Annotated in this window: 19 protein-coding genes and 1 pseudogene; 6 read left to right on the top strand and 14 right to left on the bottom strand. The window is 43.1% G+C overall.

From position 1 onward, the window contains the following. Window positions 1–5 precede the first annotated feature (5 nt). Window positions 6–305: a hypothetical protein gene (locus A5882_RS03240; protein ID WP_005233340.1), complete on the top strand. Its 300-nt coding sequence runs from the start codon at window positions 6–8 to the stop codon at window positions 303–305. A 64-nt stretch (window positions 306–369) separates the two neighbouring features. On the opposite strand, the gene A5882_RS03245 is transcribed toward A5882_RS03240, so the two are convergent. Then, complete coding sequence (locus A5882_RS03245; RefSeq protein ID WP_005233339.1) at window positions 370–738, bottom strand: helix-turn-helix domain-containing protein; 369 nt, start codon at window positions 736–738, stop codon at window positions 370–372. A 97-nt stretch (window positions 739–835) separates the two neighbouring features. Here A5882_RS03245 and A5882_RS03250 point away from each other — a divergent pair, with 97 nt between their 5' ends. The 3 genes from A5882_RS03250 (at window position 836) to A5882_RS03260 (ending at window position 2,727) form a co-directional block, all read left to right on the top strand. After that, window positions 836–1,714, top strand: coding sequence for an aldo/keto reductase (locus A5882_RS03250; RefSeq protein WP_086372406.1), 879 nt, complete (start codon window positions 836–838; stop codon window positions 1,712–1,714). Between the two features lie 39 nt (window positions 1,715–1,753). Next, window positions 1,754–2,236: a VOC family protein gene (locus A5882_RS03255; RefSeq protein ID WP_005233337.1), complete on the top strand. Its 483-nt coding sequence runs from the start codon at window positions 1,754–1,756 to the stop codon at window positions 2,234–2,236. Between the two features lie 161 nt (window positions 2,237–2,397). Next, window positions 2,398–2,727 (top strand): SdpI family protein, encoded by a 330-nt coding sequence (locus A5882_RS03260; RefSeq protein ID WP_086372407.1) that lies wholly within the window; start codon window positions 2,398–2,400, stop codon window positions 2,725–2,727. Window positions 2,728–2,760: 33 nt separating this feature from the next. Here A5882_RS03260 and A5882_RS03265 read toward each other — a convergent pair whose 3' ends face one another. The 8 genes from A5882_RS03265 to arcA form a co-directional block, all read right to left on the bottom strand. After that, window positions 2,761–3,456 (bottom strand): YoaK family protein, encoded by a 696-nt coding sequence (locus A5882_RS03265; RefSeq protein ID WP_086372408.1) that lies wholly within the window; start codon window positions 3,454–3,456, stop codon window positions 2,761–2,763. 63 nt (window positions 3,457–3,519) lie between these two features. After that, on the bottom strand, window positions 3,520–4,035 hold the full coding sequence (locus A5882_RS03270; protein ID WP_008380164.1) for a VanZ family protein: 516 nt from the start codon (window positions 4,033–4,035) through the stop codon (window positions 3,520–3,522). Between the two features lie 214 nt (window positions 4,036–4,249). Beyond that, window positions 4,250–4,756, bottom strand: a complete 507-nt coding sequence (locus tag A5882_RS03275) for an arginine repressor (RefSeq protein WP_086372409.1) — start codon at window positions 4,754–4,756, stop codon at window positions 4,250–4,252. Between the two features lie 77 nt (window positions 4,757–4,833). Continuing rightward, window positions 4,834–6,285 (bottom strand): YfcC family protein, encoded by a 1,452-nt coding sequence (locus tag A5882_RS03280; protein ID WP_008380167.1) that lies wholly within the window; start codon window positions 6,283–6,285, stop codon window positions 4,834–4,836. 44 nt (window positions 6,286–6,329) lie between these two features. Further along, window positions 6,330–7,019 carry a Crp/Fnr family transcriptional regulator gene (locus A5882_RS03285; protein ID WP_005233329.1) on the bottom strand — a complete coding sequence of 230 codons (690 nt, stop codon included), beginning with the start codon at window positions 7,017–7,019 and terminating at the stop codon, window positions 6,330–6,332. A 42-nt stretch (window positions 7,020–7,061) separates the two neighbouring features. Further along, on the bottom strand, window positions 7,062–7,997 hold the full coding sequence (gene arcC / locus A5882_RS03290) for a carbamate kinase (RefSeq protein WP_005233327.1): 936 nt from the start codon (window positions 7,995–7,997) through the stop codon (window positions 7,062–7,064). Between the two features lie 17 nt (window positions 7,998–8,014). After that, window positions 8,015–9,034 (bottom strand): ornithine carbamoyltransferase, encoded by a 1,020-nt coding sequence (gene argF, locus A5882_RS03295; RefSeq protein WP_008380172.1) that lies wholly within the window; start codon window positions 9,032–9,034, stop codon window positions 8,015–8,017. Between the two features lie 19 nt (window positions 9,035–9,053). Then, window positions 9,054–10,277 (bottom strand): arginine deiminase, encoded by a 1,224-nt coding sequence (arcA, locus tag A5882_RS03300; RefSeq protein ID WP_061053384.1) that lies wholly within the window; start codon window positions 10,275–10,277, stop codon window positions 9,054–9,056. A 391-nt stretch (window positions 10,278–10,668) separates the two neighbouring features. Between arcA and A5882_RS03305 the strand changes: the two genes are divergently transcribed. Next, window positions 10,669–12,474, top strand: coding sequence for a M3 family oligoendopeptidase (locus tag A5882_RS03305; RefSeq protein WP_086372943.1), 1,806 nt, complete (start codon window positions 10,669–10,671; stop codon window positions 12,472–12,474). 47 nt (window positions 12,475–12,521) lie between these two features. On the opposite strand, the gene A5882_RS03310 is transcribed toward A5882_RS03305, so the two are convergent. Beyond that, window positions 12,522–12,989, bottom strand: a complete 468-nt coding sequence (locus A5882_RS03310; RefSeq protein ID WP_086372410.1) for a TspO/MBR family protein — start codon at window positions 12,987–12,989, stop codon at window positions 12,522–12,524. A 205-nt stretch (window positions 12,990–13,194) separates the two neighbouring features. On the opposite strand from A5882_RS03310, the pseudogene tnpA reads away from it, so the two are divergent. Continuing rightward, a pseudogene (gene tnpA, locus A5882_RS03315) lies at window positions 13,195–13,629 on the top strand (IS200/IS605 family transposase); the annotation flags it as partial. Between the two features lie 133 nt (window positions 13,630–13,762). Here tnpA and celB read toward each other — a convergent pair. From celB to A5882_RS03335, 4 genes are read right to left on the bottom strand one after another with little or no spacing between them, the layout of a single operon-like run. Then, on the bottom strand, window positions 13,763–15,118 hold the full coding sequence (gene celB, locus A5882_RS03320) for a PTS cellobiose transporter subunit IIC (protein ID WP_008380179.1): 1,356 nt from the start codon (window positions 15,116–15,118) through the stop codon (window positions 13,763–13,765). A 7-nt stretch (window positions 15,119–15,125) separates the two neighbouring features. Then, window positions 15,126–15,629 carry a hypothetical protein gene (locus A5882_RS03325; protein WP_086332733.1) on the bottom strand — a complete coding sequence of 168 codons (504 nt, stop codon included), beginning with the start codon at window positions 15,627–15,629 and terminating at the stop codon, window positions 15,126–15,128. A gap of 15 nt (window positions 15,630–15,644) precedes the next feature. Continuing rightward, on the bottom strand, window positions 15,645–15,959 hold the full coding sequence (locus A5882_RS03330; protein ID WP_016620318.1) for a PTS cellobiose transporter subunit IIA: 315 nt from the start codon (window positions 15,957–15,959) through the stop codon (window positions 15,645–15,647). A 22-nt stretch (window positions 15,960–15,981) separates the two neighbouring features. Beyond that, window positions 15,982–18,006: a BglG family transcription antiterminator gene (locus A5882_RS03335; RefSeq protein ID WP_086372411.1), complete on the bottom strand. Its 2,025-nt coding sequence runs from the start codon at window positions 18,004–18,006 to the stop codon at window positions 15,982–15,984. Window positions 18,007–18,059 lie beyond the last annotated feature (53 nt).

The raw sequence follows: 18,059 nt of genomic DNA on the forward strand, positions 1-18,059 counted from the left end.
TCACTTTGGAAAAAGTTGTCTTTATTGATCGTTCTACTTTAGCTGGAAGTCTGATTAAAATTTTCGCCCGCAACATCCAAATGCTGTCCGAGGATCAAATCAGCGTGACTGTTGTGACACCAGAACGTCTGATGAATTATCGTTTTTCGCAAGAAAAAATCGTTTTGGTCGATCCTTTGCTTTCTTTAACAGATCCGATGATCAAGCAGGCCATCCCGCCGCGAATCAAGCGCCTGTCATTTCCCATCAATCATTACAGCGGCATGAATGCTGAAGCCATTCTAGAATTGATCCAACAAGCATAGCCTAAAAAAGGCCGACGGAAACCAATGGTTTCTGCCGGCCTTTTCTCATGCCACTTGCCCTCTGCTAGACAATCGCCTCTTCTTGTTCTAACAAAGTAACTTGTTCTCCTTTGTCTTGTAGCGCAGCGACGTGCATCGTGCCCCACTGGCAAAGGGTATCCAATAAGCCGCCTAACGTTTCTCCATATTCACTCAAGGAATACTCAACTTTGGGTGGTACTTGATTATAGGATTTGCGGGTAACGATATCAGACTCTTCTAGTTCCCGCAATTGCTGCGTCAACATTTTTTGACTGATGCCAGGAATTTTTCGCCGTAAATCACTAGGACGCAATGCCCCATGGCGTAAATTACAAAGAATGATTGGTTTCCATTTCCCGCCGATGACATCCATCGTTGCTTCTACACCGATATTATAAATTTTTTCTTCCATTTTTTTCACCTCATCAAGTCTGTAAACACACAAATGTTACCAAAAGGTGTGTATCAAACAAAAAAGTACGTACTATACAACCTTACCTCCTCATTATATGATGATTACAGAAAAAAATAAAGGAGATGTTTTTATGATCGAAAAATTATCGGATACCGTTACACTGAACAACGGCAGCAAAATCCCCGGTTTGGGGTTAGGTGTCTTTCAAATCCCTGAAGCTGAAACAGCAGAGGTCGTGAAACAGGCCATTATCAATGGGTATCGCCTGATTGATACGGCGGCTATTTACGGCAACGAAACAGGAACAGGGGAAGGAATCAAACAAGGCTTACAAGAAACGGGGTTGGCTCGTGAAGAACTCTTTGTCACTTCCAAACTTTGGAACGATCATTTAACTTATGATGAAACGATCCATGCTTTCAATGAAAGTTTGGCCCGCTTAAACCTCGAGTATCTCGACTTGTACTTGATCCATTGGCCGGGAAACCAGGCATTTCAAGAGTCATGGCGCGCCTTGGAAGACTTGTATGCCGCTGGAAAAATCAAAGCAATCGGGGTCAGCAACTTCCAGATTCATCACTTGGAGCAACTATTGGCCGCTGCTAAGATCGTTCCTGTCGTCAATCAGATCGAACTGCATCCCAAACTTACGCAGCAAGACCTGCGGGACTTTTGTGCTGAAAAGGGGATTGCGATCCAAGCTTGGTCACCTTTGATGCAAGGCAAACTGCTGAAAGAGGAAACCGTCTTGGCGATCGCCGATGCACAGCAAAAATCAGCGGCACAAGTGCTTTTACGCTGGGCTATCCAACAAGGAATCTTAGTCAATGTCAAATCGACACACCCTGAGCGAATGCGCGCCAATGCAGCGATTTTTGATTTCCATTTATCAGAAGATGAAATGGCTCGCTTGAACGCATTAAATGAGGACCTGCGAGTGGGTCCAGATCCAGACACATTCGATTTTCATTAACCAAACGATATACTAAACAAAACCTTAGGAGGAAGTATAATGACAAACACAAACACAGGCTTTTCAATGGTGAACCACGTGGGAATCACCGTCAGCAATCTCGAACGTTCCATTCAATTTTATGAAGCATTAACTGGAAAGAAAATCGCTAATCAAGATACGATCGGTGGCAAACGAATGGCGCAAACGCAAGGTTTAGAGGATACATTGATCAAATACGCCAATCTTCATTTAGACAATCTCAACATCGACCTTTTAGAATACGTCGAACCAAAATCCAACAAAGCTAGCTATTCCAATGAGCAAATCAGTGCCATGCATCTTTGTTTTGAAGTCGAAAATATTGATGAAGCCGTTGCTCGTCTAAAAGCCATCGGGGTAGAACCTGACGGTACCCCAATCGTTTTTGAAGAACAAGATGGTTTAAAAAGCGGCTTCGGGACAGGTGTTGCCTACTTTACAGATCCAGATGGCACCAATCTTGAACTGATTGCACCAAAAGGACCATTTCAACGCGGATAATTGAAAAAGGGATGGCGACTTATAGCGCCCTCCCTTTTTATTTACGCAAAACTATCTATTTTTTCAATAGTTCCCCTTCATAGAATCCTTTACAGCGAGTACAATAAATAGATAATCCTTTTTATTCGCTGATTTTCCCAACAAACCTCGCTTGAAAGGAAGTGATCTCGATCGATATTGGTCTTTTGTTGTTGATTTTTACGGGTATTTTTTTCATCGTCTTCCGGTTCTTTTACCGAGAAGAACCCAATTATATATTCGGCTTTCGCACCAAGCGCAGTACAGCCAGTGTCAGCAATTGGCGTTTTTCCCAGCAGTGGTTCTCCCTGTTGGCGATGCTCTTTTTAGGTGCGGTCATTTTGCTGCAGCGCAACGAGCTGATTGAAGAGAAATTTTACCAGATAGCCGTCCTTGGCAGCTATCTTCTGGCAGCACTGCTGGTAGAAATAGCGCTGTATCTCAAAGATTCACGCGCGAGCACCAAAAAGTAAGACAAAAAAGACATTCCGGCGAATGTCTTTTTTCTATTCTTTATTTTGACTGTGGATCGTGATTCCCAACACCAGGGCTAAAATTCCTGAAACCACCCAGATGGTCCGGTGGAATAAGAAAATTCCTAGCAAGCTGCTTAAAACCGCCCCAAAAAAGAAACCGCCGATGATCAAGGAAATAGAAATGATCTTGGGTGTCACTGATCGGTCCTGCTTAAACCCGCGCAAATACAAGTAATCAGCCAGCGAACGTAAATTGCCAGTGGTCATCGTGGTGGCATAGGGCATCCCTGCCAAGCGCCGATAAGCGGCATATTGAATCGCTGCAAAAAAAGATAATCCGGAATCAACCAGGACATTGGGTAAAGAACGCGCAAAAAAGCCCAGAACCAAAATACCGATTGCTTCAAAGATCAACGCAGCATTTTGCCAAACGAACCAACCACCAGTCGGAAAATGATGCTGCAGATAATTCGTCACCACGATCCCCACTAAAAACATACAGATTGGTGGCAGATACCGAAAGGCTTGTTCAAACTGCCCCGTTGAAAGATTGATCCCTAACAAAATAACATTCCCCGACTGCATGCTCGCAAACACTTCACCGTGAAAGAGATAGGTATAGGCATCTAAAAAGCCGCCAGCCATCGCGAGAAGAACCCCCACCGGCAAACTTTCATGCACGACAAACTCGGTTTTGCCTTTGACACTACTCAAACTTTTTTCCATTGGTTTCGCCTCTTGTTTTTTATACTTTCTAACAGCTTAACGCTTAAAAACGCCGACAACTCGTTATGTTTTGCGGCGTTTAGGTGACTTTTTCGATAACTGACAAATCAACCACCCCAAAAGAACGGCGGTCAGTGCTCCAGCTGAATCCAGCATGACATCTTGAAAAAGCGGCGTCCGTCCTCCCGTCAGCATTTGATGGTATTCATCGATCCCAGCATAGCCGGTAGCTGCTAACCAAGCAAAAAAAGCGGCTAGCCAATACGGCGTACGGCGATATACGAGAACGAAGAACAGACTGCCCCCTAAGACAAAATAGGTAAAGAAATGTGCGCCTTTACGAATGAAAAATTCCACAAATGAGAAATAGCCTTTTTCCGCAATACTGATCTCCGAACCAGCATAGGAAAAAGAAATCTTCTCTAGCCACTCTTTCAATGGTTCATTTTTTAAGATTCGTGAAAGCAACCCGATTTGTGATTGCTGCTCATAGGTTTGTGAAGAACTGATAAAGAGGATGACCATAACCGCAAGTGCGATACAAAAGTAAAAATTCGGTTCTTTCAGTAATTTTTTCATAGTTTTCACTCCTCATTTTCCTATCTTACCATTTTCATTTGGTGATGCAACTGTTTTTCCAGCAAACCGTGGTGACATTGCACACACAAAAAGAGTGCTTCCGTGAAGATTAGAAGCACTCTTTCTTTTTAAAAATAGCCATCGGTATGAAAAGCCGTCACCCGTTTGGTTGTGAGATTTTGGGGCTTGTGACGTTCAGCTCCTTCAACGATTCTCAGGGCTGTTTTGCGTTTTTTTCTCCAGTAAACAATGACGAACCCATCACGTAGCCTTCTACATAATGGTTCAACCGATCGACGACCTCTGCTGCCGCTTCTTGTGACGGCGTGATGATCAATAAAATATCAAACCCTGCAATCGTGCCGACAATTTCTGGTAGCTCCATTTCATCAAGATAATTGGCGATCACATCGGCGCCGTTTTCAGCCGTATGAACGACAACTAAAAAGTCAATCTGCGTAATCTTTTTTAGGTACTCATACATCGAAAACGCAATTCTGTCTTCTAGATCCTGCTCTTTGGATTCAAAGATCGAATAATACGGCCGACCGTTTTTAGCATACGTTTTAGCGATGTTCATTTCCCGCATGTCTCTAGAAATCGTGGCTTGGGTAGCTGAAACATTTTCTTTTTTTAATAAATTCATCAATTCTTCTTGAGACTCAATCCGATGTAGGACAAAGAGTTTTTTGATAATTGCTTGTCGCTCTTTTTTTTTCATTTACTTGATCCGCTCCTCTCAAGTCGCCTCGCTTACTGAAATAGTTGATCCGTCTCGTTCACATCTTGAAACGTAGCTTACAAGAACAACATTGAGAAGATTAAAATGGCAAGATTGGAAATTCCAATAACCAGTAACGGTTTGCGCATAAAGCGGGTCCAAGTGGAATAGTTGACCCGAGCCAGCTCCAATCCCCCCATCACGACGCCAGAAGTTGGTGTGATCAAATTCACTAATCCGCAACCAGCAGTAAAGATCATCACCATGACGTTCGGATTGAGTCCGATGCTTTGCGCCAAGGCCCCCATGATCGGGATCGATACATACGCTAGTCCGGAAGTCGATGGAATCAAGAACGATAAGAGCAGATACAAAATGTAGGCGCCAATCACAAACAGGACAGGTGATAGACCTTCTAAAAGATGGGAAGCCCGATCCAAAATAAACAGATCCAAGTACGTCGTTTGCATAATGTAGGAAGCACCCCGTGCCACAACGATGATCAAGACAACGGATAAAATGTCTTTGACCCCATCGATAAAGTTGGTCACGATTTCTTTTTCTGAGAATCCTTGAATCAACGCAATGATGATACTGATGTAGAAGAACCACATGGCCAAATCACCAAAATACCATTCACCGAAGCTATTGCCGGTCAAAAAGGCGGTCCAACCGTCAAACACATGGATATCAAAGTCGCCCCAAGGAATCAAGGAAACCACCATGATCACAAAGGATAAACCAAAAATCGTCAAAATCAGGCGATGTTTTTGCGTAAACACCAAGGCTTCGTTCGTGTCTTTGACAAAATGTTCTTCCATTTCTTTTTGCTCTTGCAGCGATAAGATCGTGGAGCCTTTGTCGGCTTTGACTTTTTTGGCATAAGACATCACCACAAAGATACAGTATGCGGTCGTGACTAACCAAAGCAATGCCCCGACTACTAAGATCGTGCCATTGTTTGGGGCAATATCGATGCTTCGCAAGGCATCCATCGCAACGCCGGTCGCAAAGGGATTGACGGTGGAGCCAATCACGCCGGCACCAGCACCCAGCATAACGGTTCCTGCTGCGACGATCGTATCAAAACCTGATGCCACCATCGTTATTGCTAATAAGGAATAAAAAGGAATCGTTTCTTCCGCCATTCCATAAGTGGAGCCGCCGATCGAAAACAAGATCATTAAAATCGGAATCAAAATCAACTCATTGCCTTTGAGTTTTTTGACCAAATGCTGAATCCCGGCTTCCAAAGCGCCTGTTCGCGTGACGATATTCAAAAAACCACCCAAACAGAGAATAAACACACAGATCTCGATCGCATCACGAAATCCGTTAAAAGGCGCCATAAAGAAATCAGAAAACTTGGCACCCACCACTTGGCTGACCATCTCTTCTTGGCCTGCTGGTAAAGAAGGCGCAAAAGGCTGCCCTGCTAAGAGCCAGGAAGCGACCGTCAAGGCGATAATGATCAGAAATAAGATACTGAATGATGTCAGCGACTTTTTTTCTTTTTGCTTTTTTTTCATCTGTGTTCCCCCTTTTTTGAATCGATCCTATTTGCTGCCAGCCATTACTTGGCAACATGAGAAAAATAATCTTGGTCATAAATAATGAGTTCTTTGTAGCGATAATAAATCTTTCTTTTATGCACGAGCGCCTTGAGCGTTTGACTGACTGTCTCTCGCGTCGTTCCACTGTACTTGGCTATATCATTGATAAAAACTGGAAAAGGGATGCGAATCTGCTCACCTTGTGTCTGCCCATGCTCGATCATCAAAAGACCAATCGTATTAACGACTCTTGTTTGCGCGCTGGAGGTGACACAATACTCGACACGGCGTCTTTGCTTTTCCAACTGCCGGCTCATTTGCTGATTGAGCCACAGCAACTGACTTGTAGACGAAACGACTAGCGGTTCAAACAGTGACATCGCTGCAAACTGCACGACAATGTCTGTTGCAGCGAATGCCGATACATCATAGTTGTCTCTTTCAAACAAGCCAATCAAAGGAAATAACTGATCTGGCCCAACAAAATCTACATAACAATAGGAATCAGTTCCGTCGGTCTTTTCGATCCGCACAAGTCCTTCTATCACAAGGAATATCCGATCTCTTACGTCGCCTTCATAAAAAAGCACTTGACCTTTTTTGTACGTACGGCAGTAAATATGCTCTTTCAAACGCTGCTGATTTTCTTCTTCCAGCCATTGAAAGCTGTTCGCTCTTGTTGATGGATCTTTTATTTGGTGGTCGATCATTTTTCTCACTCCAATGTTTTGGGTCTTGCTTTGCTGCTTCGCTTACTTCCAGGTGATCTGCGTGCCAGCATCATCGATAGCTGCCAGCTTGTCTAAAGAAGTAATCACTGCCCGTTTTTCCGCCCCCATTTTGACAAAGTTCAAAGCGGCTTGTACTTTCGGCAACATACTACCTGGTGAAAAATGGCCTTCATCGACATAGGTTTCCAATTCCGCGGCGGTCACATGATCCAACCACTGCTCACTTTCCTTGCCAAAGTTCAAAGCGATTTTTTCTACGCCCGTTAAAATGATCAGCTGATCCGCATCGACTAATCGAGCCAATTTTTCAGAAGCAAAATCTTTATCGATCACGGCTTCAACACCCAGGCCATTGTCTAGCACGGGAATGCCGCCGCCTCCTGCACAAATGACGATCGTGTTTTGTTCAATCAGCGCTTTGATGCTGGCAACTTCTTGGATCGCTTGTGGTGCAGGACTAGCCACGACTTTCCGCCAGCCACGGCCAGCATCTTCCCGGTAGATGGCATCTGAAGCCGCCATGGCTTCTTTGGCAGCCGTTTCCGTTAAGAACGGCCCGATTGGTTTTGTCGGATGGGCAAATGCTGGATCTTGGGCATCGACTGTAATTTCCGTGACCACAGTCACCACCGGCTTCGCTATTTGTGCTGCTTTCAACTGGATTCTCAGCTCATTTTGCAACCAATAGCCAATACTGCCTTGGGTCATGGCGACACAGGTATCTAAAGGCATTGCTGGGTTTTTGCTAGAATCGCTCGCTTGCTGCTGCAAAACCAGGTTTCCCACTTGGGGACCATTCCCATGAGTAATGATCAAATTGACGTCTTTTCGGATCAAGGGAATCAGATAGTCCACGGTCTGTTTGAGTCGCTCTTTTTGCCCTTTGGCACTGGCATCTTCTGCTAAGATGGCGTTGCCGCCAAGGGCGACAACGATCGTTGGTTTCTTTTCACTCATCTGCTCACTGCTCCTTCTCACACTCTAGGAATAAATAGATCGCCTAATGTTACTGCCATGATCGCTTTGATCGAGTGCATCCGGTTTTCAGCCTCTTCAAATTGACGACCCCAGTGACTACGGAAAATATCGTCTGTGATCTCCATTTCAGAAATGCCAAATTTTTCTTCGATCATTTTTCCATACGTTGTATTCGTATCATGGAACGCTGGCAAGCAGTGCAGCACGATCAAGCCATCGTCTTGTTTTCCGGTGGCCATCACCATTTCGCGGTTGATCTGGTAATCTTTCAACAGCTTCACCCGCTCTTCGAACTGGTCTTCTTCCCCCATTGACACCCAAACATCGGTATACAAGACGTCTGCATCTTTGACGCCTTTTTGGATATCATCTGTTACCATCAACTGACTGCCAGATTCTTTAGCAAATTTGTTGGCATAGTCTGTCACTTCTTGCGCTGGGAAAAGTTCTTTTGGTGCACAGATACGAACGTTGACCCCTAAAATTGCCCCCGTCACTAACAAACTATTCGCCATATTGTTCCGACCATCACCCACATAAACTAGCGTAATGTTTTCCAAGGTACCGAAGTTTTCTTTGATGGTCATAAAGTCAGCGATCATTTGGGTTGGGTGCCATTCATCGGTTAAGCCATTCCAAACAGGAACACCGGAGAATTTGGCTAAATCTTCAACGACTTGTTGACTGAATCCACGAAACTCAATACCGTCAAACATGCTGCCTAAAACTTTTGCTGTATCTTCCACAGATTCTTTTTTGCCTAGCTGGATATCATTCGCGCCTAAAAATTCTGGATGGGCACCAAGATCGATGGCAGCTGTCGTAAAGGCCGCCCGTGTCCGAGTCGATGTTTTTTCAAACAAAAGGGCAATGTTCTTACCTTCTAAATAACGATGAGAAATATTTTGTTTTTTCAATTGTTTTAAATAGATTGAAAAATCAATGAGGTATTCTAACTCGGCTTTCGTAAAATCTTTTTCTGCTAAAAAACTTCTTCCTTTAAATACTTGTTCCATCGATGATTCCTCCTCTGATTTAAATATCTTCTCTAACAAATGGCATGCTCATGCAACGAGGACCGCCACGACCACGAACCAATTCACTGCCGGAGATTTTGTGCAATTTGATACCGGCTTCTGCCAACTTCTGATTGGTGATGGTATTGCGGTCATATACGACGACTTCGCCAGGTGCGATCGTCAAGGTATTGGAACCGTCATTCCATTGTTCCCGAGCTGCTGCAATCAAATCACTGCCGCCGCAACGAATCAATTCAACCGTATTTAGTTCTAGATAGCGACATAAAATATTTTCCAACGTGTCCTTTTCTTCTTTGATCGTCACCCCATCACCTGCTCGTGAGATTGAATAAACCGTCAGCTCTCCTTCGATTTCTGGATGGATCGTAAACTTGTCATGATCGACCATTGTAAATACCGTATCTAAATGCATGAATTTGCGCTCTTGACCAATGTCAAACGCTAGAACATACTCAAAGCTTGGCTCATTTTCGAACACTTTGCGGGCCAGCTGCTCAATCGAAGCGGCATCCGTTCGTTGCGAGATACCAATCGCCAACACATGTTTTGACAGAACTAATTCGTCGCCACCTTCGATGCGGGTTGGTTGGGCGCGATCATAAAGCATATGAGGCGGATTTTGCTGGAACATTGGATGATGAGCAAAAATATATTTGCCGTATAACGTTTCGCGCCGTCTTGTTTCTGAATACATGCGATTCAAGGATACTCCGTTACCAATCGTCGCAAAGGGATCTCGTGTAAAATACAAATTTGGCATTGGATCGATCAGAAATGGGTATTGATCATCCACGGTCCCAGCGAGGCTCTGGGTATTTGGCAGCTCCAGTTCATTTTTGGCTAAACCAGCCATAGTTTTGTCGATCAGTTCCCGATCATTGTCACAAGACATAAAATAATCCGTGACTTCTTTGATGATCTCAGGACTTTGGATTGTAGTTTCCGCTAAATAATCCTTGAGAAATTGCTGTTTGATTTCTGGTGACGTGAGCGATTCAGCAGCTAAATCTTCTAGATACAACACCTCCACATCATTTTGACGTAGGACTTCCGCAAACCGATCATGTTCTGCTCTGGCTTGTTCCAAAAAAGGAATATCATCAAATAGCAGGCGGTTCAAATGATCAGGAACAAGGTTCTCCAATTCCCGACCAGGGCGGTGAAGCATGACTTGCTTCAATCGTCCAATCTCTGAAAAAACATGAATAGCATTTGGCATTTTTCTTCCTCCTTCTTCTGTTTACACCTCTATGCTACCTAATTGTATACGCTTTCGCAGTGGTATATTTCGTGTTCTTTTCGCAAAGGATTTGGCATTATGCATGAAAAAGCGAATATCGCTCATCAGGCGTTTTTTTACTCGCTGTTTTTTTTCATATGTAATATTTATCCATCGATTTTTTTCTAAGAATTTGATGAGGATGTGATAGTTTTTTTATTTTTGACGTTTTTCCGTCCTATCAATAGATCAAGGAGATATACATTCCATTTTTTGTTTTTGGTACAGTTTCATCAAGAACCCTTATTTCATAAGGATTCTGATGGTTGCGACCAAATTTCGTTATGCTATACTTAATAAGATCGAAGGAAAAGAAAGGGGTTTGATAGGAATGACCTATTCAATCAATTGGAATCTGGAAACAATCTTTCCGGGAGGCAGCGATTCTGTTCAATTAAAAGAACGCATGAGCCAACTGGAAGAACAAATTGCAAATTACCGAACAACAGTCGATGCATGGTCGCCCAACAGCGAAGACGATGCAGCAAAATTAGAAGAGTTACTTGATTTATCCGCAACTATTAGTCAAGGATTTTCACAATGCGGCAGCTTTATCAATGCCTTGCTTTCAGCGAATGTCAATGACAGCAAAGCCAAAATCCTGACGGGTGACCTCTACGCAAAATTGCCAGCACTGCAAGCAGCACAAACCGTTTTCTCGAAAAAATTGACAGAAATTTCTGAGGATGATTGGACAGCACTAGTTAAAGCGGAAAACTTAGCACCTGTCGCTTTTCGTTTAAGCGAGATTCGCCGCGACGGCAAAGAATTGTTATCCGAAGCAGAAGAGACCATCATCAACACTTTAAATTTAGATGGCTTGAATGCTTGGAGCCAACATTACGATACGATCGTTGCCTCGATCGAAATTCCTTTCCTTCAAGAAGACGGCACGACGATCAAGTTTTCAGCTGGTCAAGCCTTCAATAAAATGATGGGTGATCCTGATCCGGAAGTTCGTGCGCGTTTATTCGACACTTGGGAAAAGACGTGGGCAGAAAAAGAAGACCTCTTTGCGGATACCTTGAACCACTTAGACGGTTTCCGCCTTTCTACCTTCAAACTTCACGGTGTCACTGATTACTTGAAGGAACCATTAGAATACAATCGTCTGCAAAAAGCGACATTGGATGCTATGTGGGGCACGATCCAAAAGAACAAACAGCCGATCGTTGATTTCTTGACCCGCAAAGCGCAGCTTTTCGGCAAAGAAAAAATGGAATGGCAAGACCAAGATGCGCCAATCATCCTTGGCGACATGGAAGAAAGAACCTACACCTTTGATGAAGCAGCTGACTTCATTTTGACCAACTTCCGTAAGTTCAGCCCAAAAATGGCTGACTTTGCCCAAGTCGCTTTTGAAAAAAGCTGGATCGAAGCAGAAGATCGTCCCGGCAAACGTCCTGGCGGCTATTGCACCAGCTTGCCAGAAACCAAAGAATCACGTATTTTCATGACCTACAGCAATTCTGTCAACGAAGTAGCGACGCTTGCCCATGAGCTCGGTCACGCGTTTCACAGCAGCGTTCTTTGGGAGCTGCCAGAATTAAACCGCAACTATGCCATGAACGTTGCCGAAACAGCAAGTACCTTTGCTGAATTGATCGTTGCTGATGCAACCCTCAAAGAAGCAACGACAAAAGAAGAAAAAATCAATCTATTGGATGCTAAAATGCAAAATGCGATCGCGATGTTCATGAACATCCACGCACGTTTTATTTTTGAGAACAGCTTCTATCAAGCTCGTCAAAAGGGCTTGGTTTCAGCGGAACAAATCACGGAAATGATGACTGCGGCGCAAAAAGAAAGCTATGCGGATGGGTTAGCGACTTATCACCCACATTTCTGGGCAGCCAAATTGCACTTCTTTATTGACGATGTGCCGTTCTACAACTTCCCTTATACCTTTGGTTACCTCTTTAGTATGGGGATCTACGCGTATGCCAATGAAAAAGGGTCTAGCTTTGAAGAAGAATACATTGCTTTATTGCAAGATACTGCTTCAATGACGACGGAAGAACTGGCGCAAAAACACCTTGGTGTCGATTTAACGAAATCAGACTTCTGGCAAGCAGGGATCGACATGGTCCTAAAAGATGTTGCCAGCTTTATGGAATTGACTGAAGACTATATCTAAAAGAAAAAACCCTCTTCCAACAAGACGCTTGGAAGAGGGTTTTTCTATCAGGCATTCAATAAAGTTAAGCCAATCGTTAAGTAGCCGGCGTATAAACACCAAATCAAATAAGGAATAAACAAGTACATCGCTTTTTTGTCGATGCGAGCAAAGAGGATCATACAAATAATCACTGATAACACTAACAAGGCAATAATGACCGTTCCTGCCCAGTAAGCATTCCAGCCAAAGAAAACGATACTCCAAAAGAAGTTTAATACTTGCTGGATCGCAAAGAAGATGTAGGCATTCTTTTTAAGCGCTGGATTGACTTTGGCGACGATCAACAGATACAACGCCGTTCCCATAAAGGCATACAAAATCGTCCAAACGATCCCAATGATCCCGCCAGGAGGGGCTAAAAATGGTTTTTCCATTTGCGCATACGTTCCGGCAATGTCCCCCGCAAACAAACTCGAGATGATTCCTGTTGCTTCAATGCCGATCACACAGACCAGCCAAATTAAAAATTTCATGTTCTCCACTCCTTCTTTTTTTCATGACTCGCTAGTTTCATCGTACCATCGAATCGAAAAAAAGCAGAATAGAACGCTTAAAAAAAGAAACGGCCGTGTGGACGTTTCTTTCTTATTAATGACTTTAGTTAGTTTCGTTCGCGTAGCGTACGAAACAAAAAAACCGCGCGTTTCTACGCGTGGACGAAATAGCTTTAGCGATAAAAGTTTAGCACATACCAGATGGAATTGTAAGTATCACATAGTCTTCACCCCGAAGTATCGACGAAAAGTGATTTATGGAAAGTTAAGAGTAAGTATTGGTCAGATATTAAGAAAATTGTGTGAGATGAAGGATGTTGAAATCATTGAAGCTCATGCCATGCCTGACCATATTCATATGTTAGTAAGAATACCACCAAAGATTAGTATTTCTAGTTTTATGGGCTACTTAAAAGGACGAAGTGCAACCTTAATCCATGAAAAACATGCGAATTTGAAATATAAGTATGGGAATAAAAGCTTTTGGTCCAAAGGATACTACGTGAGTACGGTTGGGTTAAATCAAAAAACAATCGAAAAATATATTCGAGAACAAGAAGCAGATGATCGAATAAGAGATAGTATAAGTAAACAAGAGTATGTAGATCCATTTAAATAGTTAAAGAGAGATAGGGCTGTGAGCGGTTGGTGGTCATTTAAAAAGCCCCTTTTAAGGGGCTAGCGAGTGGTGAGCCCTTCTAGGGCTGTTAAAAAGCCACCCGTTTCACGGGTGGATATTTATTCCTTTCGATTTATGCTGCTTGTTCCCCTTCTTGGGCTTCTTGCTTGACTAGGCCTGCGTCATAAGAACGAGCGAATGGGAAGTAGATCAAAAAGGCAACGCCTGCACATAAGAAAGCACAAACTGCGGCTTTCCAATCGCCTCCACTTCCAATAAATGCGCCGATGCCGATTGGAGAAGGCCATGGCATTTGGGCGATCATCGGTCGAATGATTTCCAATTCGATCGCAAAATAGGCAATCGATGCGGATGCCATCGGTGCTAAGAAAAAGGGAATCGCTAAGAAAGGATTATAAATCAAAGGAATCCCGAAAATCAACGGCTCGTTAATATTGAATAATGCTGGAATGATCGAAGCTTTTCCTAACACTCTTAATTGTTTTGATTTCGCCAGATAAACCAAGAATAAAGCGAGACCTAGCGTTGCCCCTGAACCACCGACGGTCACATACGCATTGTTAAACTCACCAGCTAATGCAAAATTGGCGCCCTCAGCATTGGCTGTCAAATTGCCTAAGGTGATTGGCGTCAATACAGAGAAAATGATATTTGCGCCATGAATCCCTACTAACCATAATGCACTGACTAAAAAGTAAATCACCATCAAACCTAACCAACTGTTGGTCAAATTGGTAACAAACCCAAAAGGTACCGCAATGATTTGGAAAATATCCGTTCCTGCTGCAACTAATGCGCCATTGATGATAAGAACCGTGAAGGCCACAACAAAGGCGGGAATCAATGCTGTAAAGGCACGGGCAACCCCTAATGGGACTTCTTCAGGCATTTTAATGACCCATTTTTTCGTCACACATAAACGGTACAACTGAACGGCCAACACCGCCATAATGATACCGGTAAATATCCCGGTCGTTCCTAAACGCTCCACCCCGTCGCCACCGATCGCCCAGCCATTGATGATAGCATTTTCTTGATCGGTGATCCGTGACATGTTGCCATCCACAATCATCAATTGTGGGATCGACATGAAAAAGGCAAACATCGATAGTAACGCCCCACTCATAGGCGCAAGATCCAACTCTTCTTCTTCCGCATAGATCTTGGTGTATTCATAGCCGAGAACGATACAAAAATATAAGGCCAAAAGTCCCATTGTCGTGCTGTTTGCCAGCATATACAATTCACTGACTCTGAAAAAAGTATTATTGAAGAAATCTTCTAAAAAGGTAAAGGTCTGCGGCAATACATTGATAACTAAAAACATCGAGCCAACGATCGTAAAAGGAATCGAAGCCATCCCAGCAGCCATGATGGCACGTACGATTTTGAACTGTGCCACTTTTCCTAACGGTCCCATGACGGCCGTTTCTAAGAGACTGAACAACTTGCTATTTGATTGTTCCATAATGTAACTACTTCCCTTCAATGAGTTTTTGGTATTCTTTAATATATCCATAATACGTATCTTTTTTGTGACGGATCTTATTCACACGCTGCAAACATAGCGCAGCTAACGTTAGCCCCACACTAAGCCAGAGTGTAAGAATGCCTCGATTGTGCAGTGTATTATCAAGAAAAGGAAAAACGAATGAAAACAGAGGAGAGAAGAAACAAACGGCGCATAAAAGGAGATTCATCGTCAGTTGACAAAGATAAAACAAGCGCGTCCACCGCAGTTTTTCTGCTATTTGCTCTGAGTGGCTGCCATAAAGGCGCACGTATTCTCCAATTGCCGAAATAGCCAAAACCAACAGCGCCAGCGGAAGAATCAGGAGTAGGGCATTGCTGGCCATCGCAGCCAATAACCAATAAAGATTTGCAAAGAAAAACACTGCTAATACATACCTTAGAAATAAAAAGCGATTAAACCGAAAATTTTTTTCTGCCATTTTTTTCTGTTGTTCTTGATTGGTCATTTGTTCCCTTCCTTTCTACCGCTCTCGCTGGTATAACGCCAGCATTTCAATCGCCACTTCTCGCAAAGTCATCGTTGTCATTAGATGATCTTGTGCATGGACCATGATAATCTCCATGTCGATTTTTTCGCCGCTGGCGTATTCTTGTAATAAGCCCGTCTGTGCTTTATGGGCCTCTACTAGTGCTTCATTTGCTTGATCCAGTTTTGCTTGTGCTGCTTCAAAAGTTCCTTGGCGCATCTCTTGGAATGCTTCATGAACGATTGTCCGAGCATCCCCGCTGCTAAGAATGATTTGAAAAGCGGTCTCTTGTAATTTTTCTGATTCCATTGTTCTTTCTCCCTTACATGTGCTATATATGTGCTTCTAGGTGATACCCAATAAAACATTTCATAAAATGTTCAAAATCACCACTTGCTATGAGTGCATCTTTAAATGATTCAACTTCAATGATCGGTACTAACAGTTGGCTGATTTTGTTCAATTCTACTTGCCCCAATCGATCAGGGGAAAGCAAGAAAATCAGCTGGATCTGGTCATGCTCGTCATCCCATTTTATGCCTTGTTTTAGTATAGCAACGGCCGCATAATCATCATTGGTGATCGGTTCAATGGGGTGCGCCACCGCCAAATGATCCGAAAAGGCTACTGAGCTATAGGCTTCTCGTAAAGCAAGCTGCTTGCCTAGCGCTTCTTTCACTGAACGTTTTTCCAAGCCTTCAATTTTCGTCAGCAACTGATCCATAACAGTTGCTTTGTCAGTCTCTTCCTCTATCAGCAGAAAAAGTTCTGAGCGAAAGCTGGTCTCAATCAATTCCCGCTCCTTGTCAGATAAAGATTTCGGCTGTTGTTTCAGTATGCTACCATACTGTTTTTTGATTTTATACTGCTTCAACTGGCGATTGATTTTTTGGATATCTTTTTTATCTAAAAAAACACTGACGGTGACGATGGGGATATTTAGAACCACATCTGGTACTTTGATGGATGAAATGATCAAATCGATCCCTGCTAGTTTTTGTTCACTGATTTCGTAATAGCTGATCATATCTTCAATCACGATTTTTGAACCAAGTTCGTGTTCCAAACGATTTTTTAACATTTGCGAACTACCAATTCCTGTTGCACAGATCACTATGACCTTGGCTTTTTGTTGATTCGCTAAGCGTTCCATCGCAGCAGTTAAATGGATCGTCAAATAGGCAAGCTCTCCTTCGGTCACTCTATAGGGGGCAAAGAAGGGAACATCAGAAAAATGCCGAATCGTTAACTGAAAAAAGTCACTGTAATCTTTTTTGATGGTCTCTAGCAAAGGATTCTCCATACTCGTACCGTTATTCAATCGTTGCAATAAGGGGGTGATATGCATCATCAGCCCTTCTATCAACAGTGGATCTTCGACTAAGCAAAAGCCGGTTTCTTGATCGATTTTATGCAAAACAGCTAACAGCTGTTGTTTGACCTCGTTATCATCTAAATCGATCTGTTCACGGATAGTTTCGGAAACTAGTTTGTTTTTTAAGTGAATGGCGATATAAAAAGCCTCTTCTGGCGGCAAAGCAATGCCCATCTGTTGGCGAATCTTCTCAACGATCTCTATAGCCGACTGGTATTCTGCTTCTTGTTCCAATTCAGGATCCTGCGGATGCAGCTGGATCTCAAAGCCCGACTGCAGCCGTTTTATCGCTAAGCCTATATGCAGAACGATCGTATAGATCATAAAATCAGAGAGTTTCAAAAAGTATTTACGACAGGTGTCCAAGACGATGATCACGATCTCCTCGATCGCTATCCCCTCTAATAGATGTTTGTACATTGAGAATGCATAAAGATTGTCTTGCAGGCGATTCATGAAAAAGTAATTCATGATGAAATGCCGTAGACTGTTTTCAGATCCTTCGACATAAATGCCTTGGCTGGTTCGATGTTTCAACTCGATCGTGTAAGGCTTTAATAATTGCTTGATTTCAACGATATCATTCGAAATCGTCGAGCGTGAAACACATAGATCCGCTGCCAAATCATCAACAAAAACGGGCTTATGCCCAAATAACAATTGATTTAACAAAAAATATTGCCGGTCATTGGCTTCATTGATCGTGGTTAGATCGTCAGCTGTTGGCCTGAGATTGGTCTTCTCTGAATAAAACAGATCAAAGGAACGCTGGTCCGTGATGTTCAAGCGATACCCCTGTCCTTGCTTGGCACAAATTTGACCAATCTTATGGTTCTTCAGGATAAGTCCCAGACCTTGAACGTACTTGCGAGTAGTCCGATCCGAGACCCCCAGTTGATTTGCGATCTGTTTGCTACTAGTGTATGTGTTGCGGTTTTGGTAGAGCATCTTTAGCATGATGATTTCTTTTTTACTCAACATTATTCATCAACCTTTTTCATCAACCTATTTTCATCTAGCTACTTATTTGAACT

This window comes from Enterococcus sp. 4E1_DIV0656 (genome assembly GCF_002140695.1).
GTDB lineage: Bacteria > Bacillota > Bacilli > Lactobacillales > Enterococcaceae > Enterococcus_D > Enterococcus_D entomosocium.